This is a genomic window from Pseudomonas sp. EMN2, from assembly GCF_009650555.1.
GTDB classification, from domain to species: Bacteria; Pseudomonadota; Gammaproteobacteria; order Pseudomonadales; family Pseudomonadaceae; genus Aquipseudomonas; species Aquipseudomonas sichuanensis.
In genome coordinates this window covers 29,162-49,411 of the sequence record NZ_VZZR01000014.1, presented here as the reverse complement: position 1 = coordinate 49,411, position 20,250 = coordinate 29,162, and the positions used below count along the sequence as shown (strand labels likewise).

Sequence of the window (20,250 nt, the reverse complement as noted above, 5' to 3'; positions counted from 1 at the left end):
GGCACAACAGCCAGGGCCGCTGCGCGGAGCGACGCCGCGTGCGACGCCAGGAACTATGCAAAGAACTACGCATGAAATGCATCCTTGCCGGGTCAGGGGGTCTGGTTCGTGTCGGCGGCCTGGGCAGCGCCACGAATGATCTGCATGGTGGGCACTGCCGCAACCGCGGCCGGGCCGGCCAGCGGCACCTGCGACAGCTGGCTGAAGCGGTAGAGTTCCCGGTTGGCGGCGTCCACTTGAGCGCCTGCGTCCTGGCCGGACCAGTAACGCGCCAGCAACTGTTCGTCGGCGCTGCGCACTGCCAGGCGCAAGGTGCCGGCCTGGGCGGCCAGCATCAGGCGGCTGGCCAGGGCCTGGGGCACAGCCAGGCCTACGGTGCGGGTAACGGCGCCGCCCGTCATCATCTGCTGGTCACGGCGGGCCTTCTGCTCTTCGGCGGTCTGCGCCGGGCGGCCGTCATTGGCCAGGCCCGTCTGCTGGTCGACGCTGAGCACACGCAGGGCCGGCAGCACCACCTGGGCAGAGGATTGCGGGTTGTTGGTCTCTTCGCGCAGGAACAGCAGCACATCGACATAGTCGCCTGGCCGCAGTTGCCCGGCGGCGCCCACCACATCGTCCACCGCCACCGCCACCGCGCGCTCGTGGCTACGGATCATCCGCGCCAGCGGGCCGCCTACCTGGAAGCTCGACTCGTCGAGCCAACTGCCGGCCTCAAGTGGCCGCGAACTGCTGCGCCCCAGCACCTGTTCAGGCTGCTGGAAAGCCCCGGCGGGCACCACCTGCAAGCGCTCGACCAGCACGTCCTCAGCGGTCAACGGAGTATTGGCCGGCACAGCCCTGCGCAGCACCAGGATGGGTGTGCGTGGCGGTTCCGGAGGTTGTACGGGAGCCGGGGCAAGCGCGGGGGTCGATGCCTCGGTGGGGGCAACAACGGCAGGCGTTGGCGCGGTCTGCGCCGGGCGGCTCAGGCGCAGGCCCCAATAGCCGGCCAGCAATGCAGCCAACAAAAACAGGCCAGCGAGGACCATGGTCAAGCGACTGCTCATTTCCGCACTCCCTGCGCCGGGGACCAATGCTGGCAAAAAGTAACTATTTCGCTATTGCAAGTTAGCGCAGCCCTGTCGAATCGCCATTTGTCGGGCTAGGTTTTTTAAGCCATGAAATTGACGCATAAAGAAAACAGGAACTTAGCCTCGCTGATTAAAGCTAATACTTTCGAATTAATGCTTTGTTACATTTGCAGGCCGCCACGGCTTGGCAATCCTGTGATGGCAAAGGGGTGTCACATTTCAAGCCCCGTGACCGGCGCCGACCGTGCGCAAGGAGACGTGCCATGCTGCTGAACCTGATCATCCTCCACTGCAAGAACTTCATTCAGCGCAAGGACGGCGCCTCCGGTATCGAATACGCGGTGATCGCGGCCATGGTCGCGGTCGTGCTGGCCGGGTTCGTCACCCCCATCTCGGGCGAGGTGAAAGCCATCATGACCACCATCCAGACCGCGATCACCCAGTAACCCTGCGCTGCGTGCATGCCGATTGATCCAGACCTTCGGGAGCCGACCATGCCGACCTCTTCCTTGCGTCAACAGATACTGCTGGTCGATGACGAGGAGGAGGCCCTGCTGGAGCTGGCCGAACTGCTGGAAAACCAGGGGTTCTGCTGCCATACCGCCGGCTCGGTGAAGACCGCCCTGCAACTGCTCACCCGCCACCCGGATGTCGCCCTGGTCATCACCGACCTGCGCATGCCGGAAGAGAGCGGCATCGGCCTGATCAAGCGCCTGCGCGACCATACTGCCCGCCAGCACCTGCCCGTGATCGTCATGTCCGGGCACGCCGACATGGACGACTGCAGCGACCTGCTGCGCCTGCAGGTGCTGGACCTGTTTCGCAAGCCGATTTACCACGCCAGGTTGCTGGAGACGCTGGATAACCTGTTTCCCAAGGCACTGCTGCATGCGGTGAACTAAGTTCGCCGCAAGGTTTGTGGCGCTCGATCTCATGGGCGCCACAAAACCTTCGGCGAACACCTGTCAGCCCCCCAGCCCACCTCACAATTGAAAACCGAAGCTCACCATCAGCCTCGGCCGCCGACTGAGACTGTCCAACGCAATGTCCGACATCGGCTTGGCCACCTCGACGGCAATGCTGTAACCCCGCCCATCACCAAAGCGCAGGCCAAGCGCCGCAGAGGACATACGCGCCGACTGCACCTCCAGCTTGTTGAACCAGGCCCGCGCAGCATCCAGCACGGCATACGGCTGCAGCACTCGAAACCAATCCCCCTCACGCCTGAAGCTGTAGTTGAGCTCGTAAGCCAGCCCCCAGCCCTTGTCACCGCTGGCCTGGTCACGAGGGTAGCCACGCCCGAAATTCTGCCCACCGAACACCACCCGTTCACTGTCGGGCAGGCTGTCATTGCTCCAGTAACCCGCCGCCGAGGCCACGCCCTGCCAATGCTCGGTGAAGTCGTCGCTCTGCAGGCCAGACAGGCGCAAGCGCAGAAAGTCCAGGTCGTCGCCGCCGTTGCTGCGCGCACCGAAATGGTCCAGGCCCTGGTACACCCCGCCACTCACAATGCGCAGGCGCCGGGCCTCTGCCTTGCGCCAGTCGACCTCGAACGACAGCGCACGGACATTGGTCTCGCTGTCCATCTGCCGGGGCGCGCCCACCCACTGGTAGTCGATGCGGTCCTTGACCATGTAGATGCGCCCCACCGCCTCCAGCCACTCGTTCGCAGAAACGATCAGCGGCTGGCTCAGGCCAACCGAATAGCGCTCACTGTCCCGCTGCTGGAGCAAGTCATCGCCATTGGCCAGGCGAATCCGCGTGCGCGGTTCACTGCGATAGCGCGAGGCCGACAGCAGCAACTGCGAGCCTTCATCGTCGACGAACTGGGCATAGTCCAGGCGATAGTAGTGCGCCTTGTCCTCACCCGGCGGCAGCAGCACGCTGGCGCTCAGTTGCTCGGCGTAACGGGTCTGGGCATTGCTGCTGGCTCCCAGCAGTGCCTGCAGGTCATCGCGGCTGCCGTCGTTGAGCTGGGCAGTACCGGTGAACGGTTTGCGCAGGGCCCGGACAACCATCCGGGCGCGCCCGTCGGCAGTGCCCGGCGCAAGGACCTGCGCCTGGGCAGTGACACCGGGGATACGGCCGATCAGGCCGGTATAGCGCTCCAGGCTCGCCCGGGTCAGTGGCCGCTCGGTCATCAGTTTGTCCATCAACTGAGCCAGGTAGCCGCGCGCCGGGCCGATGTCGCCCTCGATCTGGTAATCGCCAATGTAGCCTTCCACCAGCACCACCCGCACTCGCCCCTCGCTGAAGTCCTGGGGCGGCAGCAAGGCGTATGAAAGCAGATAGCCGTCCTGCCGATAGCGCTGGGTAAGTCTGTCGGTCAGCCCGACCAGTTCGCCCAGGCTGACCTGCCGGCCGATCAACGGCTGGTAGTGTTCGCGCAAGTCGCTCAAGGGGTAGACGGTGCCCCCTTCGAAACGCACCTTGTGCACCTGCACCGGCGTGCTCGTCGCCAGCGCTGGCTGCTGCAGCGCACTCGGCGCGGGCAATTGCAGGGCCGGCGCAGCGGGGCGGTAGGCATCCATCGGCAGGTTCGGCGTGGGCAGGTGTGCTTCGATCCGACTGCTGTCGAGGAAACCCGGCAGCGGGGCAGCGCGGACCAGGCAGCCCCAGCACACCAGTAACATCACCAGCAGTGGACGCATGCGGACGCTCCCTGATCCCGAAGGTGCGAGAGTGCCCGTTGCTCACCCCCGCCACAGCAAGCGTAGGTGCCGCGATTGCAATCAGCCACCAGGCCAGGCCCCGCTGGATCACTCGCTGACCTGGAACTCCACACGCGCGGTTTCGCCGCTCTCGTCCAGCGCACTGAGCTCGATGCGCCCGGCCTGTTCGAAGCGCACCAGCAAGCTGTCCTGCCCGCGCGTTTCGCCCAGCGGCTGGCCATTCATGAACCACCAGCGCTGCCCGCCACCGCCCAGCGCCGACACCCGCACCTGCAGCGGCTCGCTGTTGGTGGCCGGGCGGCGCAGGTTGTCACCCGGGCGCACACCAACGATCGACAGCGGCGGTGCGCTGGCCGCCACCTGCGGTGGGCAGCTCGTGTCCACGGCCGGCAGCCGCGCCGCACGCTGTTCGATGCGCGGCAGCCAGGGCTCAAGCGGTGCCGGCCACAGGGCAATGTCACGGGCCTTGGCGCCCGGGCAACCGACATCGACGCGCAGCCCCTGGTCGTTGACCCATACCCTGTCGCGCAGGCCCAGGCCCAGCGGCTGGTCGGCGGCCTGCAAGGTGGGTGGCGTGGTGTTGTCGAGGGTCCAGGCGAAGCGCTGGCGGCGGCAGTTTGGGTCCTGGCGGTTCATCGGCTGGCCCAGCGGCCAGCAGATCGCCGCAACGCCCACCGAGTCCGGCACGGCTTCCACCGGCAGGCGGATGCCGCGCTGGGTATCACGGTTGCTCAGCAGGTCGTGCACCTGCAGCATCAGCGGCGCCGCCGAGGCCAGGCCGAACTGGCCCGGTACCGGCGTGCCGTCGGGGCGGCCGATCCACACGCCGATCAGGTAGCGCGGGCCGACGCCCACCGACCAGGCATCACGAAAGCCATAGCTGGTCCCGGTCTTCCAGGCCAGTTGCGGGCGCTGCACCAGCTCGGCGTGGGGGTCGCGGTCAGGGCGTGCCAGGCCGCTGAGAATACGCCGGGTGATCCATGCCGAACCCGGTGACAGCAGGCGCTGCTCCAGCAGCGGGTCCTGCGGTTGCAGGCGGATCTTCGCGCTGCGCCCCTCACGGGCGAAGGCGGCATAGCCGCCGACCAGGTCTTCCAGCCGGCTGCCGGCCCCCCCGAGGATCAACGACAGGTTCGGCTCGGCCAAGGGTGGCAATACCAATGGCACGCCGCCCATGCGCATCTGTGCGGCGAAGCGTTTCGGCCCGTAGGCTTCGAGCAACTGCACCGCCGGCAGGTTGAGCGACAGCGCCAGCGCCGAGCTGGCCGACACCGGGCCACTGAAGCCCATGGAGAAGTTACCCGGGCGGTAATCGCCATAGCGCCGCGGCACATCCTGCAGCAGCGACTCGGAGTGGATCAGGCCATCGTCCATGGCCATGGCATAGAGGAAGGGTTTGAGGGTCGAGCCGGGCGAACGCAGGGCATGGATCATGTCGACATGCCCGAAGCGGCGCTCGTCGCCGATGTCGATCGAGCCAAGATAGGCACGTACCGCCATGCTCTGCGTCTCCACCACCAGCAGCGCCGCCGAGGTGCGCTCGGGCAGGCGCGCACGCCAGCCCAGCAGCAGGTCTTCCAGGCGCCGCTGCAGGGCGGCGTCGAGGGTGGTGCGGATCAATGGCGGGCTGTCCGGCGTGTTCAGGCGCCGGGCCAGCAGCGGCGCCAGCGCCGGTTCCTGGCGCGGGGCGAGCAGCAAGGGCTCCTCACGCGCCTCGGCAATGCGCTGTGCCGGCCACACCTGGTATTCGTCCAGGCGCTGCAGCACCTTGTCGCGGGCACGTTGGGCGCGCTGCGGATGGCGGTCGGGGCGCAACCGGCTCGGCGCCTGGGGCAACACCGCGAGCAACGCGGCTTCGGCCGGCGTCAAGTGTTTCGGTGATTTGCCCAGGTAAGCCCAACTGGCGGCCGCCACCCCCTGCAAGGTACCGCCGAAGGGTGCGCGGTTGAGGTAGATCTGCAGGATGTCGCGCTTGGACAGGTGCCACTCCAGCTGCGCCGTGCGCCACAGCTGGCGCAGCTTGCCCGCCAGGGTACGGTCATGTGGGTCGAGCAGGCGCGCCACCTGCATCGACAAGGTGCTGCCGCCGGACACCACGCGCCCGCCGCGCAGGTTGAGCCAGGCCGCACGGGCCAGGGCCATGGGGTTGACCCCTGGATGGTGATAGAACCAACGGTCCTCGTAGCCGAGCAAAGCCTCCAGGTACAGCGGCGAAACCTCGTCCGGGCTGACCGGATAGCGCCATACGCCATCGGCATCGGCGAAGCGCCACAGCGGTGTACCATCCTCGGCCAGCACCACCCGCGCCAGGTCGTCGCCCGGCATCGGCAGCGGCCAGATGCGGTCGGCCAACCACAACAGGGCGATGACCAGCAACAGGCCGACGGCGCCGCGCCGCAGGACGCTCATCAGGCGTGGCCGGGCTAAGCTTGGCATCGGGAACCGACCGGGCCGGGTGATGGCCAAAGGCTTGGAACCACCGATTCGTTCATCAGGAAGCAACTATGCATGTAGAAGGTTTTTTCGAGTGGCTGGGCCAGGTACTGGGGTCGGTGATCCGTTTCATCGTCGATGGCCTGAGCGGGTTATTCAACCTGCTGGCCAATGCCGGTGGCAACTTCATCGATGGCCTGGCACGCACCTTGGGCATGGACACTTCGCTGGTCAGCATCCTTGCCCTGATCGTTGGCCTGATGCTGCTGTACTCGGCGGTGCGCGCGTTCATGCGGGCATCGATCATTCTCGGGATCATCTGGGCGTTGCTGGGGTTGTGGGTGTTGAGTTGGGTGGTGCACTAGCGATACGCCTGTGAGTGCGGGCCTAGGTGGGAGCGGGCTTGCCCCGCGATAGCGTAAGCAGGAACGGCATCGTCGCCTGATATCACGCTATCGCGGGGCAAGCCCGCTCCCACGAGTTATTTCCTGTGCTGCCTCAGCGAGCGCGCACCACCATTTCGCCCTGGCTCTCGCCTACTGCCTGCACGTTCGGCCGGTACATCGACTCCACTTGCGGCGGCGGGATGCGGTAGCTGCCCGGGGTCACCGCACGCGCCAGGTACAGCAGGTGGGTGGTGCCGTAGCTGTCGAGCTTGAGCGCCGCCACGTAGCGGTCGTCGCGGTACTCCTGGTGCACTACGCTGGCGTTCTGCATCGACTCGCGCCACTGCTTCACCGCGCTGCTGGCGTTGTCCAGGCTGGCGGCGCTCTGCGCCAGGTTCTGGTTCTCAAGCTCCAGCCCCGCCGGCAGCAGGTCCACCACCAGAGCATCCGGCACGCGGTCCTGGGCCTTGAGCGCCAGGTGCACCAGCACCAGGTCGCCACTGCGCAGGCTGCGTACATCCAGCGCTTGGCCATTCATGCCCAGGTACTCGCGGCGGATTTCCAGGCCGTTGCCGCTGGCGGCCGGGGCCTGGCGCGGGTAGCCCGACAGTGTCAGCTGCTGGTACAGGGTGTCGCTGCCTTCGTTCTGCACCGTCAGTGGCGAGGCCAGCAGCGGGCCTTCGAGCTTCATGCCCGAATCGCTGTTGCTGAACTCACGCACCTCGCCGGCGCTGTCCAGGCGGGCCTTCCAGCTGCCCTCCGGCTTGCCCAGCAGGCCACGGCCGGCGAGGAACAGGGCATTGCGCTCCTGGGTCGACAGCCAGCGGTTGGCCGCCAGCTCGTCAGACAGCGCGAACAAACGCTGGTCGACCTGGTTACCCGCCAGGTTGTTCTCCTGCAACAAGGCGAGGATCAGCGCCTGGTCACGCAGCGCGCTGCCATAGTCGGCCATCCAGCCCTTGCTGCGGCTGACCGCCAAGCCCGCCTGCAACGCCTGCTGCGAACGCGGCTTGTCACCCATCTTGTCCAGCGCCACTGCCAGTTGCACCAACGGCAGGCCGGAGCGGGCATCGCTGCGCCGGTCGAACAGGCTGCGCAAGGCACCCAGCGGCGCCTGTTGGCTGCCCGCCAGCACCAGTGCGGCGTAGGCCTGCACGGCAAAGCGGGTGTGTTCGGCGTTCTGGCTGTAGTCGACCTCGATCAGGTTGCGCTCCTGCACATAACGCAGCAGGCGCTCGCTGGCCTTCTTCAGGACTTCGGCCGGCACCCCGTAGCCTTGCTCGCGGGCGCGCAGCAGGAAGTCGGTGACGTAGGCGGTCAGCCAGTACTCTTCCTCGCTGTCCGAACTCCACAGGCCGAAGCTACCGTTGTAGCGCTGCATGCCCAGCAGGTGCTCGATGCCCATTTCGATCTTGCGCTTGCGCACATCGGCCGGCTCGCCCTTGATGCCCAGGCGCTTGAGGCTGTCGGCATCGGCGTACAGCGAGGGGTACAGGCCACTGGTGGTCTGCTCCAGGCAGCCATAGGGGTAGGCTTCCAGGGCGCGGATCTGCTCGGCCAGGTTCAGCGGCGGGCGGCTCGACAAGGCCAGCGTGGCCTCCAGGCCCGCGGGCTCGAACTCGGCCAGGTCGCTGCCCGGCAGGCTCCACGGCTGGTCCTTGAGGGCCACGCGGTAGTGCTTGAGCATCGCCGGGTAGGCCGGGCGGATGCCCAGGGTCCATTCACGCTCGAAGGCGTTGGCCGGCTCGCCCGGCAGTTGCAGGCCATTGACCTGCACCCGCACCTTGCCCTGGCCGAGGCCGCCCTGGGCCTGTACCGGGATCATCAAGATGGTGCGCTGGCCTTCGCCGAGCGTGACGTTTTGCTGGGCCCCGCCCAGCAGATTCAACTGGCCTTCACCGATCACCTGCACCGCCAATTGCTGCGGGCGGCCAGACAGGTTGGCCAGGTCCAGCGCCAGGCTGGTGCGGTCACCACCGGCAAGGAAGCGCGGCGCCGACAGCTCGGCAATCAGCGGCGCGGCCACCACCGTCTTGCCTTCGGCCATGCCGAAGTGCTCCTCGGTCCAGGCCTGGGCCATCAGGCGCAGTTCGCCGTTGAAGTCGGGGATGTCGACCGTGGCCTGGCCTTCGCCCTTTTCATCCAGCGTCACCGGCAGGCTCTGCTGGGCAACGATGGTCACCGTGGTGTTGGGGCGCTTGCCGCCCTTGGCCATGGCCGCGTCACCACCGAATGCCAGGCTGGCCAGGCGGCCCTGGCCGGCTTCGATCAGCTGGCCGTAGATGTCCAGCTGGTCGGCGCCGTAGGCCTTGCGGCCGAACAGGCTGGCGAACGGGTCGGGGGTCTTGAAGTCGGTGATGTTGAGAATGCCCACGTCCACCGCGGACAGCAGCACATGCACCTGCTTGGGCACGCTGCCGTCGGCGTTGACGGCCTTGAACTTCACGGTCAGCGGCTGTTTAGGGCGCATCTTCTCCGGCGCCTGCAGGCTCACCGCGAGCTTGCGCTCGGCGCGGTCCAGCGGCAGGTGCAGCACACCTACGGCGCGCTTGGGGGTGGCATTGGCCTTGCGCTCGCCCGGGCGAATCACCAGGGCGCTGATGTACAGGTCATGGCGTGCCCACTTCTTGTCCAGCTCGACCTCGAAGGTCTTGCCTTCGGCCGGCACGTCGATTTCCTGCCACCACAGCGGGCCGTCGGCGGACTCGATCATCAGGTAGCCGGAGCCTGCGGCCGGTGGAGTGACGGTGACCTTGGCAGTACCCCCTTCCTTGTACGCAGGCTTGTCCAGGGCGATCTTCACCTGGTCGGGGCGCACCGCGCCGCCTTCGGCGTTGTCCTGGGCGCGGTAGCCCGCCCAGAAACGCGCACTCGACACCAGGCCGGTCTGCGGGTCTTCCACCTCGACGCGGTACGGGCCCCACTCCACCTGGAAGTTCAGCTTGGCGGTGGAGCCGGCCTTGACGCTGATGGTCTCCTCGTTCTGGGTGAGGAATTTTTCGTTGTAGTTGTAGCTCCAGCCGTCGCTCTGGGAGTAGTTCCAGTAGTAGTCGCGGCGCTCACGGATCAGGCGCACCTTGAGGTCGTTGGCGGCGAGCTTGTTACCGTTCTGGTCGGCGACCAGGAACTCGAACTCCACCGGGCCGTCGCCGTCGGTCTCTTCACCGTCGAACAAGCCACGCAGGCCCGGCAGGCGCTCGGCGGGCCAGATCGGCTGTTCCAGGCGGCGGGTGATCGGCCGGCCTCCGGACTCCTGCAGGCTGGCCTGCACGGTCAGTTGCAGTGGCGAACGCGCTTCGCTCCAGCGGCTTTCGATATCGATACGGGCCTTGCCGGCCTGGTCGAGGGTGACTTCGTCCAGCTCCAGGTCCTGGTTCAGCTCGGTCTCGGTGACCGCGCCGAACTGGTAGCCCGGCAGCGCCTTCACCGCTTCGCGCAGCGGGCGCACGTAGGCCTGGCCACTGAGGCGGTTGCCGGCCGCCGGGGCGCCGTAGAGGTAACGGCCATTGACCTGGATGGTGGCGGTCTGCTCGGGCGACAGCGGTTTGCCGCTGCCCTTGAGCTCCAGCGCCAGGCGCTCGGGGAGGAAGTCCTCGACGAGGAATTCGTAGACCTGTTTGCGGCCACCCCCTAAGTCCAGCAGCAGTTGCCAGCGGCCGGTTGGGGCTTCCGTGGCCAGTTGCAGCTGGTACTGGAACAGGCCGTTCTGGTCGGCCTCCCAGACGAACTTGCGGCTCACCTGCTCATCCGGGCGACGCACTTCGACGCTGACCGGCTGGGCCTTGACCGGCTTGCCGTCCTGGTCGCGCAACAGGCCGTTGAGCAACACGGTTTCGCCTGGGCGATACAGGTCGCGCGGGCCGAAGATGAAGAACTGCAGCGGGTTGGCCTGGGGGCCGGTGATGTCGAATTCGGCCAGGTCCAGCGCAGCGGTGTTCAGGCGCAGCAGGGTGGTGTGCACGCCCTGGGTGGCGATCAGGGTGTCGGCCTTGGCGGTGATCGGCAGTTGCGCGTGGCCGTCGCCGTCGGTCTTGGCCTGCGCCAGCAGCTTGCCCTTGTCGTCGTGCAGTTCGAGGGTCACGTCCTTGAGGGCCTTGCCGCCTTCCAGGGCCTGGGTGAAGACGTCCAGGCGGTCGCGGTAGCGGTGGGCAGAGACGCCGATGTCACTCAGGGTGAACAGGGTCGCCGGCTGCGAATAGTCGTAGGTGCCCGAGGCACGCATCACGGCGAGGTACACCCCCGGCTCCTGCAACGGCTTGATCCCGGCGATCGGCAGCAGCACGGTCTCGCGGGTGTTGCGCGCAGGGTTGAGGTCGAAGCGGCCGCCGTAGACCAGCTCGGCCATGTCCAGGGTTTCCTTGGACTGGTAGTAGTACAGGCTGCTGTTACGGCCCCAGTTGGCCAGGAAGGTCGAGAGCATCTCGGGCTTGACCCGGAAGAACTCGACATCGACCTTGGGCACGTTCAGGGCAATCACCGGCAGGCCTTCGGCCAGGCGGGTCGGCAACAGCGAGCCACGGCTGGCGAAGCCCACGGTGGGCTGCATGTCGCGGGTTTCGAAGCGGCTGACCGATTCGCTGGCGAGCGCATTGCCGTTGACCGCCAGCAGGCCCTTGTCGATGGTCAGGACCATCTTGCGCTGCGGTTCCAGGTGGCGCAGGCGCAGCTCCATCTGGTTGTCGGAGAGCTCCCAGGCGCCGTCGACCTTGCCCTTGACAGTGTCGACCAGGTGCAGCTTGGCGGCGAAGTCCTGGTTGGCGTCCAGCGGCGCGGACAGGCTGACCGACAGGGTGCTGGCACCGTCGAGCTGCACTTCCGAGACATCCAGCACGTTGAGTTCACGGCCGGCGTAGCGCTTGGCGAGCACCGCCGGGTCTTCGCGCTTGGCCGCCTTGGTTTCGGCGGGCGCGGCAGCAGTGGCGGCTTCGGTAGGCGCCTGTGGTTTCTCCGGTGTGGAGGAATCACAGGCACTGAGCAGGGCCAGCGCGCAGGCCAGCAACAATCCTTTGTTGAGCATTTGAGAGTGAACTCTTCGGCAGCGTGTACGTGAGGGGGGCAACTATAGCGCAACGCTGCCGGGGTTACCCGACCGCGCGCGGCAAGTGAGACCCTGTTCGCGCCGATTGGTTGCCGGGCCGGTACAATCCGTTCGGCAATCGCGGGGCAAGCCCGCTCCCACGCCATGCTGATGTCACTCGTGGGAGCGGGCTTGCCCCGCGATTGCAATACCGCACTCACGCAGGAGCCCGCATGCCCCCTCTGTCCACCGCCTGGCACCACCGCCCCACCCACCGCAAGATCTGGGGCCTGGCCGCGCCGATGATCCTGTCCAACATCTCGGTGCCACTGGTGGCGCTGGTCGACAGCACGGTGATCGGCCACCTGCCCCATGCCCATCAGCTGGGCGCGGTGGCCGTCGGCGCCACGCTGTTCACCTTCATGGTCGGCCTGATGGGTTTCCTGCGCATGGGCTCCACCGGCTTCGCCGCCCAGGCTGCCGGCCGTGCCGACGGCGCTGCGCTGCGCCAGGTGCTGGTGCAGGGGTTGTTGCTGGCACTGGCGTTCGCCGTGCTGATCGGCCTGCTGGCCCTGCCCTTCAGCCAGTTGGCGCTACAGGCGATACAGCCCAGTGCCGCCTTGCACGAGTCCACCGAAGCCTTCTTCCACACCCGCCTGTTCGGCCTGCCGGCAGCCCTGGCCAGCTACGCCCTGGTCGGCTGGTTCCTCGGCACCCAGAACGCCCGGGCGCCGCTGGCGATCCTGCTGACTACCAACCTGCTCAACATCGCCCTGAACCTGTGGTTCGTGCTGGGCCTGGACTGGGGCGTGATCGGCTCGGCCCGGGCCTCGGTGATCGCCGAATGGAGCGGTGCGCTGCTGGGCCTGGCCCTCACCCGCCCGGCGCTGCGCGCCTACCCCGGGCACATTGCCTGGGCCGCGCTGCAACGCTGGCAGGCCTGGCGGCCGCTGCTGGCGGTCAACCGCGATATCTTCCTGCGCAGCCTGGCACTGCAACTGGTGTTCCTGCTGCTGACCTTGCAGGGCGCGCGCCTGGGTGAGGCGACGGTGGCGGCCAATGCCCTGCTGCTCAACGGCCTTTTGCTCACCGCCTATGCCCTCGACGGCCTGGCCCATGCGGTGGAGGCTCTGTGCGGCCATGCCATTGGCGCGCGCGACCGCGACAGCCTGCGCCGTGCACTGGTGGTGGCCTGCGGCTGGTCGCTGATCGTCAGCCTGGGCTTTGCCGTGCTGTTCCTGTTGGGCGGGCATTTGTTCATCGACCTGCAAACCGATATCGCCAGCGTGCGTGAGGCGGCGTATCCGTACTTGCCGTATCTGGCGCTGCTGCCGCTGATCGCGGTGTGGAGTTACTTGCTGGATGGGTTGTTCATTGGCGCCACGCGGGCGCGGGAGATGCGCAATGCGATGCTGGTGTCGGTGCTGCTCGCCCTGCCCTTTGCGCTGGGGTTGAGCGGGTTGGGCAACCATGGGTTGTGGTTGGCCTTCTTGCTGTTCATGGCGTTGCGGGCGGTGACGCTGGGATGGGTGGGGTGGCGGTTGATGCTCAAGAAACAGTGGGTGTAAAAGCAAACAAATTGCAAAGTATATGGTATTGACTCAGACGTCCAAGAAGCTCAAAACGCAAGTCCCACGGAGGGGATCACCTATAAAACATTGAGCAAGGAGCCAACATGTACCCTCCTCCAGCCCCGCCAGGGGTATCCATTACCAGTAATCTTCACTCGGCCAGCATGGAAAGGCATTACTTCAAAAACGGTGGCACTGCATTTCTCTTGTCGTGGTTCTATAGCAAAGTACGCAACCGCGGCGAATGGGATTACAAGCAACACGGCCGCAAGTACGAAGCATTCGGAAATTTCAATTACGGTGCATGCGGGACGGCTGCTGGAATTTCACCAGAGACCTTGTTGAGGGGAGCGGGATGGGCCCAAGGACGTGCGGGAACAAGTAATCCAGCTTTCGGTAATTGGTGGGGAGACGTGCCGTATGGCGATGACCCGAGCGACCAAGAGTGGATCCAGGCAGGTATCGACTATGCAAAATCGTTGGGCTATTAAATGGCTGACTGGAGTGTTGGGAGGGGTAGCACTGGCACAAGCCCTATGGATCTGGATCCCGACAGCAGAACCACGGTTGGACAAGCTGATTCGCTCAACCCCCATCGGCACCCATAGCGCTATCTATGAAGTACTGAGCGATAGCAGTGGCGCGACAGTACCGCTAACTTACCTGTATTTCATTGCCAACCGCCAAGAAAACGAGCATCTGATACTCGAAGAGCTTCGGAAACGCTCTCCTTTCCTGATCACAAAACAAGCAGACGCAGTTAAAAAAGTCGAGGGTCTGAAAGTACAAGCTCGAACCCATGACACTGTTTATCGATACACGAGCATTGCCCTTCTCAAGGAAGGTGAAAAAGCGCTTCCCGTCATCATTGAGCTCACCGCTACAGCCGATACTGAGCAATAAAACCAAGGGGCCGCTATGCGGCCCCTTGGTTCATATCAGGAGGACAAGTACGAAGACCGGGTCAGCCCCAGGCGCAACGCATCCAGGAACTGGGTCCGCTCGCGCGCACTGATCTTGGCGCTGGCCACCTTGTCGCGGTAGTGAGTCATCAACTCCTCCGGCGACAGGTGCACGTAGCGCAGCATGTCCTCGATGGTGTCGTGGGTCTCGATACCGGCGTGGTACACGCTGCCATCGGCATTCTGGTAGATGTTCACCGAGTCGGTGTCACCGAACAGGTTGTGCATGTCACCCAGGATCTCCTGGTAGGCACCGACCAGGAACACGCCCAGCAGATAGTCCTCGCCCTCCTTGACCGCATGCACCGGCATGCTGGTCTCGATGCTCTGCTCGTCGACGTACTGGTTGATCTTGCCGTCGGAGTCACAGGTCAGGTCCTGCAGCACCGCGCGGCGCAGCGGCTCTTCGTCCAGGCGGTGCAGCGGGATGATCGGCAGCACCTGGCCGATGGCCCAGGTGTCCGGCAGGCTCTGGAACACCGAGAAGTTGCAGATGTACTTGTCGGCCAGCTTGTCGTTCAGTTCGTCCAGCACCTGGCGGTGCGAGCGCTGGCGGGCCTTGAGCGAGTTGTGCAGGCGGCGGCACACGGCGAAGTAGCACTGCTCGGCCAGGGCTTTCTCGGCCAGGGTCAGCTTGCCGTCAGCGTACTGCGCAGCCACGTCGCCCATGTAGTGGGTGGCGCGCCAGTAGGTCTCGGTGACCATCTCGATGTCGGTCGGGCCCAGCAGGTCGGCCAGCCACTGCACGGTCTCGGGCAGGCTTTCCTTGTTCTCGATGCGCGGCACTTCGTCGTTGTGGCTCTCGACGTCGGTCACCTGGATCACCAGCATGGCGTGGTGCGCGGTCAGCGAACGGCCACTCTCGGAGAAGATGTGCGGGTGCGGCAAGCCCTGCGCGTCGCAGAACTCCTTGAGCATGCCGACCACCACGCCGGCATAGTCGTCCATGTCGTAGTTGATCGAGCTGGCGTTGCGCGAGTGGGTGCCGTCGTAGTCGACGCCCAGGCCACCGCCGACGTCGATATGGTCCACCGGCAGGCCCAGGGCGCGCAGTTCGCCGTAGTAGCGAATCGCTTCCTTGAAACCGTGCTGGTAGTCGGCCAGGTTGGCGATCTGCGAGCCCATGTGGAAGTGCAGCAGGCGGATGCCCTGGTCCAGCTTGGCCTCACGGAAGCGCTGCACCACCGAGATCAGCTGAGCGGCGGACAGGCCGAACTTGGACTTCTCGCCACCGGTGTCGGCCCACTTGCTCGACGCCAGCGACGACAGGCGCACGCGCAGGCCGACCTGCGGCTTCACCTTGAGCTCGGCGGCCTCTTCGATCACCAGGGCGACCTCGGATTCCTTCTCGATCACGATGAACACGTTGTGGCCGAGCTTCTGGCCCATCAGTGCCAGGCGAATGAACTCACGGTCCTTGTAACCATTGCAGACGATGGTGCCGCCTTTCGGCGCCAGCGCCAGCACCGCCAGCAACTCGGGCTTGGAGCCGGCTTCCAGGCCGATGGAAACGTTCTGGGTGGCGATGATGTTCTCGACCACCGCCTCCTGCTGGTTGACCTTGATCGGGTACAGCGCGGTGTACTGGCTCTGGTATTCCAGGCGCGCGATGTTGGCGTCGAACGCACCGGTCAGCTGGCGCACGCGGTCCTGCAGGATGTCCGGGAAGCGCACCAGCAGCGGCAGCGACAAGCCGCTCTGGCGCAGTTCATCGACCTGTTCGAACAGGTCGATCGGGGCGCTGCCCGGGCCGTTGGGGCGCACTTCGACGCGCCCGGCTTCATTGATGGCGAAATAACCCGCGCCCCAATGGCGGATGCCGTAAACACTGCGGCTGTCCGCCACGGTCCATTGGCTACCATCGTCTTTGCGTGTGCGTCGTACGGACATTCAAGTCCCCTATGGATAAGTCGAAGACACTGCCCCGCAAGGGGCGGGCGCAGTGTAGAAGCTGAAAATGACGATTCGTCCGTGCCCGCAGGTAGACCGCGCGCACAGAACCGAGTTTAGAAAGCCTTGGGCAAAAATCCCGTGACGGCCTCAGCCGCCGGACTTTTTCGCCTTGAAACCCTGCTTGGTCAGCTCGCCGAGCAACAGCTCGACGTGGTCGCCCTGGATCTCGATGACCCCGTCCTTGAGCGCGCCGCCGGTGCCACAGCGGCGCTTGAGGGCGGTGGCGAGCTCCTTGAGCTGGTCCAGGGGCAGCGGCACACCAGTGATCGTGGTGACGGTCTTGCCACCGCGGCCTTTGCTTTCGCGGCGTACGCGGGCGATACCATCGCCTTCGGGGATGACGTGCTGGCTGCAGATGCAGGCGTCCACCGGCTTGCCACAGTCAGGGCAGTGCCGACCGGCATCGGTGGAGTAAACGAGACCGCCAAGGGCGGCGAAGGAAGAAGCTTTCTTGGTCACTTTTGTGCCTCTGTGCTGAGGACAAAAACTGGCCGACGGGAGCCGACCGCGAAGCCCCACTCTGGCAGGGGCGGCGCTACTGCCGCAAGGTTGTGCGGCAGCCCGAAAAGGGCGCGCAGTGTAACGATAAATCAGGCGCTTGCTAAGTACAGGATTGCGCCAATTTACGAATGTTTTGCGACCTCATCGCGGGGCAAGCCCGCTCCCACGTGGTCAAGCCACGACGTGGGAGCGGGCTTGCCCCGCGATCGGTCAGATCAGGCCAGCCTTGTAGCGCTGCAACGCCGCCAGCGAGTCCGGGCAATAGGGCAGTGACGCACTTTCCAGCTCGGCCTGTTCGACCGGGATGAACCGCGCCTCGCTCACCTCTTCGGGCTGCAAGCGCAGCGCCCCGTCCCACACCGCCGAAAACACCGCGCACCACAGCCGGTTGCCCGGCTGGTCGAAGTAGAACTTCTCGTGGAAGCGCAACGCAACGCCGCTCACCCCCAGCTCTTCTTCCAGTTCTCGGGCAGCCGACTCGGCATAGTTTTCATCAGCCCCGACCATCCCCCCCGCCGCCACATCCCAATACCCGGGATACAGTGCCTTGCTCAGGGTACGCCGGTGCACGCACAAGTCGCCGGCACTGTTGAACAGCAGGATGAAGGTACAGCGCCCGATCAGGCCGCGCTCACGCAGCTCGGCCCGCGGCAAGGCGCCGAGCGGCTGGTCGTGGTCATCCACCCAGGCCACTCGTTCGGCGTCGGAGGCCGCGCGGTGCGCGACCTCTTCAGGGCTGATGGTCATGTCAGCCCTGGGACAGCAGCTGGCGCAGGTCGATGACCGCGGCGTTAGCCCGGGAAATGTAGTTGGCCATGACCAGCGAGTGGTTGGCCCACATGCCGAAGCCGCTGCCGTTGAGCACCATCGGGCTCCACAGCGCTTCCTGGGACGCTTCCAGCTCACGGATGATCTGGCGCACGCTGACCGTGGCGTTCTTCTTCGCCAGCACGTCGGCAAAGTCGACCTCGATGGCGCGCAGCAGGTGCGACAGCGCCCACGCCTGGCCACGGGCCTCGTAGAACACGTTGTCGATCTGCAGCCACGGGGTTTCGACCACTTCTTCATCGACCTGGGGCGCCTGGCCCGGGGCCACCGACTCGGTCTTCAGGGTGTTGTTGAGCTTGACCCGGCCAACGCTGGCCGACAGCCGTTGCGACAGCGAACCCAGGCGGGTGGCGACGTCACCCAGCCAGTTGTTGAGGTTGTCGGCACGGGTATAGAAGATCGCGCCCTGGTCGCCCTTGGCCAGACGGTTCTGGTAGCGGCCAAGCGACTTGATGCCCTCTTCGAACTCCGACTCGCTCGACGGCAGGATCCAGCTCTTGTTGTCGAAGTTGAAGCGCGGCTCGGCCTTGGCCAGGTCGGCGTCTTCGGTGGACTGCGACTGCGAACGGGCGAAGTCCTTGCGCAAGGCGCGGGACAAATCGCGAACCTGGACCAGCACGCCATATTCCCAGCTCGGCATGTTGTCCATCCACAGCCCTGGCGGGAAGCGGTCGTTGGAGATGTAGCCACCCGGCTTGTCGAGCAGGGTGCCGGCCACGGTCTTGAGGGTTTCGACGGTGGTGTAGCCGACCACCATCTGCTGGCCGTTGCGCTCGGCAGCGGCCTGGGCATTCTGCTGCACCGGGAACAGTGCCGGCTCCTCGCTCCAGTACCAGCCCAGGCCCAGGCAGACCAGCAGGTACAGACCGATCAGGGTCCCCAAGGCGCGGCTCCAGAGGCCGCCAAGATAGCTACGGGTGGCCGAGCCACGGGCTTGCACCCGCTCGCGAGGCTCGGCTTTGGCCTCGCGGTTTTTCCAATCCAGCATGGCATTGTCCTTGATCAGTGAAGACGGTACAGGGCTTGGACCTCTGGTTGGCGCCAGGGTGCCACGGCAAGCCCGCGTGGCAGCACTATAAAGCAGACGCCGCCATTCGTATAAGCGACCAACGGGTCGGCAACTGAATAATCGTCCCCAAACACTTTGTTGACCCTGGGCACTCGCTTGTCGGAAAAGCGGTGCTAGCATAGAGCCATCACTGAACCTGCACCTCCTCTACTAACAAGCAGTCAGGACATGACCCAGCCAGCCGACCCGAGCCACGAGCGCCTCAAGCAGCATTTTGCCCAGCGGGTCATCCACCAGGCCCGGCAGATCCTCGAAATCTGGCAGCGCCTGCAGCGTGGGGAATGGTCGAGCGCCGGCCTGGGCGAGCTGGGCGAAGCCAACCTGCGGCTGCAGCGCTACGCCGAACGCTTCGAACAACCCGAGCACGGCAACCTGTCCACGGCCATCGGCCAGACGCTGCGGGCGATCGAAGCCAACAGCGCACGGCTCAACTCCGAACTGATCGCTGAACTCAACCGCTTGATGCAGCGCCTGTCGCGCACCGGCCTGCGCAAGGGCGACCAGCTCGACAATGTGCCGCTGCCGCCCCTGCGCAAACCGGTGTACATCGTCCTGCAGGACCATGAGCGCGCCGAGCGTCTGGCCCAGCAGCTGGAGTTCTTCGGCCTGACCGTGCAGGCCCTGTTCAGCGCCAACGCCTTCCAGGCGTCGATGAGCGAGCGCCTGCCGGCGGCCATCATCATGGACGTGGACTTCACCGGCCCCGGCGCCGGCCTGCAACTGGCGGCCCAGGCCCAGCAAGGGTTGGAGCAGCACATTCCGCTGCTGTTCTTCAGCCTGCACGAAACCGACACCCCCACCCGCCTGGCCGCCGTGCGCGCCGGCGGCCAGGAATTCCTCACCGGCACCCTGGAAGCTTCCAGCCTGCTGGAAAAAGTCGAACTGCTGACCAGCGCCACCCAGTACGACCCGTTCCGGGTGCTGGTGATAGACGACTCACGCGCCCAGGCCCTGCACACCGAGCGCCTGCTCAACAGCGCCGGGATCATCACCCGCACGCTCACCGAGCCGATCCGCACCATGAGCGAGCTGGCCGACTTCCAGCCCGACCTGATCATCCTCGACCTGTACATGCCCGCCTGCACCGGCCCGGAGCTGGCCAAGGTGATCCGCCACAACGACCGCTATGTCAGCGTGCCGATCATCTACCTGTCGGCCGAGGACGACCTGGACAAGCAGCTCGACGCCATGAGCGAAGGCGGCGACGACTTCCTCACCAAGCCGATCCGCTCACGCCAGCTGATCACCACCGTGCGCAACCGCGCCGCCCGTGCCCGCCACCTCAAGGCGCGCATGGTCCGCGACAGCCTCACAGGGCTGTACAACCACACCCACATCCTGCAATTGCTCGAAGACTGCAGCTTCCGCGCCCGGCGCGAGGAGCAGCCGCTGTGCTTCGCCATGCTCGACATCGACCATTTCAAGAAAATCAACGACCGCCATGGCCACCCCATGGGCGACCGGGTGATCAAGAGCCTGGCGCTGTTCCTCAAGCAACGCCTGCGCAAGACCGACTTCATCGGCCGTTATGGCGGCGAGGAGTTCGCCATCGTCATGCCCAACACCGGGCTGGCTGCCGCGCACAAGGTGCTCGACGACATCCGCCGGCGCTTTGCCGAAATCCATTACCCGGCGCAGCCCCACGACCTGCAGTGCACCTTCAGCGGCGGTGTGGTGCAGCTGGATGACCGCCTCGATGCGCTGACCATGGCCAGCGCGGCGGACGAAGCGCTGTACCGGGCCAAGCATGCCGGGCGCAATTGCGTGGTGCGGGTCGAGCCGTAAGCC

General features: G+C 65.6%; 15 protein-coding genes. 7 read left to right on the top strand and 8 right to left on the bottom strand.

Annotation, left to right across the window (positions count from 1 at the left end):
- Positions 1-92: 92 nt before the first annotated feature.
- The gene (gene cpaB / locus F6X61_RS05875; RefSeq protein ID WP_153785800.1) at positions 93-1,046 is read right to left on the bottom strand and encodes a Flp pilus assembly protein CpaB; all 954 of its coding nucleotides are present in this window, start codon (positions 1,044-1,046) and stop codon (positions 93-95) included.
- A gap of 287 nt (positions 1,047-1,333) precedes the next feature.
- Between cpaB and F6X61_RS05870 the strand changes: the two genes are divergently transcribed.
- A complete protein-coding gene (locus tag F6X61_RS05870) occupies positions 1,334-1,516 on the top strand; it encodes a Flp family type IVb pilin (RefSeq protein ID WP_153785799.1) in 183 nt (60 codons plus the stop codon).
- Between the two features lie 48 nt (positions 1,517-1,564).
- Positions 1,565-1,972: a response regulator gene (locus tag F6X61_RS05865; protein ID WP_153785798.1), complete on the top strand. Its 408-nt coding sequence runs from the start codon at positions 1,565-1,567 to the stop codon at positions 1,970-1,972.
- An 81-nt stretch (positions 1,973-2,053) separates the two neighbouring features.
- Here the strand turns inward: F6X61_RS05865 and F6X61_RS05860 are convergent, their stop codons facing one another.
- Positions 2,054-3,721, bottom strand: coding sequence for a ShlB/FhaC/HecB family hemolysin secretion/activation protein (locus F6X61_RS05860; RefSeq protein WP_153785797.1), 1,668 nt, complete (start codon positions 3,719-3,721; stop codon positions 2,054-2,056).
- A 108-nt stretch (positions 3,722-3,829) separates the two neighbouring features.
- Positions 3,830-6,178, bottom strand: a complete 2,349-nt coding sequence (gene pbpC / locus F6X61_RS05855) for a peptidoglycan glycosyltransferase PbpC (RefSeq protein WP_153785796.1) — start codon at positions 6,176-6,178, stop codon at positions 3,830-3,832.
- Positions 6,179-6,246: 68 nt separating this feature from the next.
- Here pbpC and F6X61_RS05850 point away from each other — a divergent pair, with 68 nt between their 5' ends.
- Positions 6,247-6,540 (top strand): hypothetical protein, encoded by a 294-nt coding sequence (locus F6X61_RS05850; RefSeq protein ID WP_110735938.1) that lies wholly within the window; start codon positions 6,247-6,249, stop codon positions 6,538-6,540.
- Positions 6,541-6,673: 133 nt separating this feature from the next.
- Here the strand turns inward: F6X61_RS05850 and F6X61_RS05845 are convergent, their stop codons facing one another.
- Positions 6,674-11,578, bottom strand: a complete 4,905-nt coding sequence (locus F6X61_RS05845) for an alpha-2-macroglobulin (protein ID WP_153785795.1) — start codon at positions 11,576-11,578, stop codon at positions 6,674-6,676.
- A gap of 233 nt (positions 11,579-11,811) precedes the next feature.
- On the opposite strand from F6X61_RS05845, the gene F6X61_RS05840 reads away from it, so the two are divergent.
- The 3 genes from F6X61_RS05840 to F6X61_RS05830 all read left to right on the top strand — a co-directional run bounded on the left by F6X61_RS05840 (position 11,812) and on the right by F6X61_RS05830 (position 14,052).
- Positions 11,812-13,146 (top strand): MATE family efflux transporter, encoded by a 1,335-nt coding sequence (locus tag F6X61_RS05840; RefSeq protein ID WP_153785794.1) that lies wholly within the window; start codon positions 11,812-11,814, stop codon positions 13,144-13,146.
- A 107-nt stretch (positions 13,147-13,253) separates the two neighbouring features.
- Positions 13,254-13,640: a polymorphic toxin type 44 domain-containing protein gene (locus F6X61_RS05835; protein WP_153785793.1), complete on the top strand. Its 387-nt coding sequence runs from the start codon at positions 13,254-13,256 to the stop codon at positions 13,638-13,640.
- Positions 13,618-14,052, top strand: a complete 435-nt coding sequence (locus F6X61_RS05830; RefSeq protein WP_153785792.1) for a hypothetical protein — start codon at positions 13,618-13,620, stop codon at positions 14,050-14,052. Before F6X61_RS05835 ends, F6X61_RS05830 begins: the two co-directional genes overlap by 23 nt.
- A gap of 35 nt (positions 14,053-14,087) precedes the next feature.
- Here F6X61_RS05830 and speA read toward each other — a convergent pair whose 3' ends face one another.
- The 4 genes from speA to F6X61_RS05810 form a co-directional block, all read right to left on the bottom strand.
- Positions 14,088-16,001 (bottom strand): arginine decarboxylase, encoded by a 1,914-nt coding sequence (gene speA, locus F6X61_RS05825; protein WP_153785791.1) that lies wholly within the window; start codon positions 15,999-16,001, stop codon positions 14,088-14,090.
- Positions 16,002-16,151: 150 nt separating this feature from the next.
- A complete protein-coding gene (locus F6X61_RS05820; RefSeq protein ID WP_153785790.1) occupies positions 16,152-16,523 on the bottom strand; it encodes a translation initiation factor Sui1 in 372 nt (123 codons plus the stop codon).
- Between the two features lie 252 nt (positions 16,524-16,775).
- Positions 16,776-17,312: an NUDIX hydrolase gene (locus F6X61_RS05815; RefSeq protein ID WP_153785789.1), complete on the bottom strand. Its 537-nt coding sequence runs from the start codon at positions 17,310-17,312 to the stop codon at positions 16,776-16,778.
- A 1-nt stretch (position 17,313) separates the two neighbouring features.
- A complete protein-coding gene (locus tag F6X61_RS05810) occupies positions 17,314-18,381 on the bottom strand; it encodes a DUF2333 family protein (RefSeq protein WP_153785788.1) in 1,068 nt (355 codons plus the stop codon).
- A 249-nt stretch (positions 18,382-18,630) separates the two neighbouring features.
- Here F6X61_RS05810 and F6X61_RS05805 point away from each other — a divergent pair, with 249 nt between their 5' ends.
- A complete protein-coding gene (locus F6X61_RS05805) occupies positions 18,631-20,247 on the top strand; it encodes a PleD family two-component system response regulator (protein WP_153785787.1) in 1,617 nt (538 codons plus the stop codon).
- The last annotated feature ends 3 nt before the right edge of the window (positions 20,248-20,250 follow it).

Excerpts from the sequence above, each read along its gene's own strand:
- cpaB (WP_153785800.1), bottom strand. The coding sequence starts at position 1,046 with ATGAGCAGTCGCTTGACCATGGTCCTCGCTGGCCTGTTTTTGTTGGCT.
- F6X61_RS05870 (WP_153785799.1), top strand. The coding sequence starts at position 1,334 with ATGCTGCTGAACCTGATCATCCTCCACTGCAAGAACTTCATTCAGCGC.
- F6X61_RS05865 (WP_153785798.1), top strand. The coding sequence starts at position 1,565 with ATGCCGACCTCTTCCTTGCGTCAACAGATACTGCTGGTCGATGACGAG.
- F6X61_RS05860 (WP_153785797.1), bottom strand. The coding sequence starts at position 3,721 with ATGCGTCCACTGCTGGTGATGTTACTGGTGTGCTGGGGCTGCCTGGTC.
- pbpC (WP_153785796.1), bottom strand. The coding sequence starts at position 6,178 with ATGCCAAGCTTAGCCCGGCCACGCCTGATGAGCGTCCTGCGGCGCGGC.
- F6X61_RS05850 (WP_110735938.1), top strand. The coding sequence starts at position 6,247 with ATGCATGTAGAAGGTTTTTTCGAGTGGCTGGGCCAGGTACTGGGGTCG.
- F6X61_RS05845 (WP_153785795.1), bottom strand. The coding sequence starts at position 11,578 with ATGCTCAACAAAGGATTGTTGCTGGCCTGCGCGCTGGCCCTGCTCAGT.
- F6X61_RS05840 (WP_153785794.1), top strand. The coding sequence starts at position 11,812 with ATGCCCCCTCTGTCCACCGCCTGGCACCACCGCCCCACCCACCGCAAG.
- F6X61_RS05835 (WP_153785793.1), top strand. The coding sequence starts at position 13,254 with ATGTACCCTCCTCCAGCCCCGCCAGGGGTATCCATTACCAGTAATCTT.
- F6X61_RS05830 (WP_153785792.1), top strand. The coding sequence starts at position 13,618 with ATGCAAAATCGTTGGGCTATTAAATGGCTGACTGGAGTGTTGGGAGGG.
- speA (WP_153785791.1), bottom strand. The coding sequence starts at position 16,001 with ATGTCCGTACGACGCACACGCAAAGACGATGGTAGCCAATGGACCGTG.
- F6X61_RS05815 (WP_153785789.1), bottom strand. The coding sequence starts at position 17,312 with ATGACCATCAGCCCTGAAGAGGTCGCGCACCGCGCGGCCTCCGACGCC.
- F6X61_RS05810 (WP_153785788.1), bottom strand. The coding sequence starts at position 18,381 with ATGCTGGATTGGAAAAACCGCGAGGCCAAAGCCGAGCCTCGCGAGCGG.
- F6X61_RS05805 (WP_153785787.1), top strand. The coding sequence starts at position 18,631 with ATGACCCAGCCAGCCGACCCGAGCCACGAGCGCCTCAAGCAGCATTTT.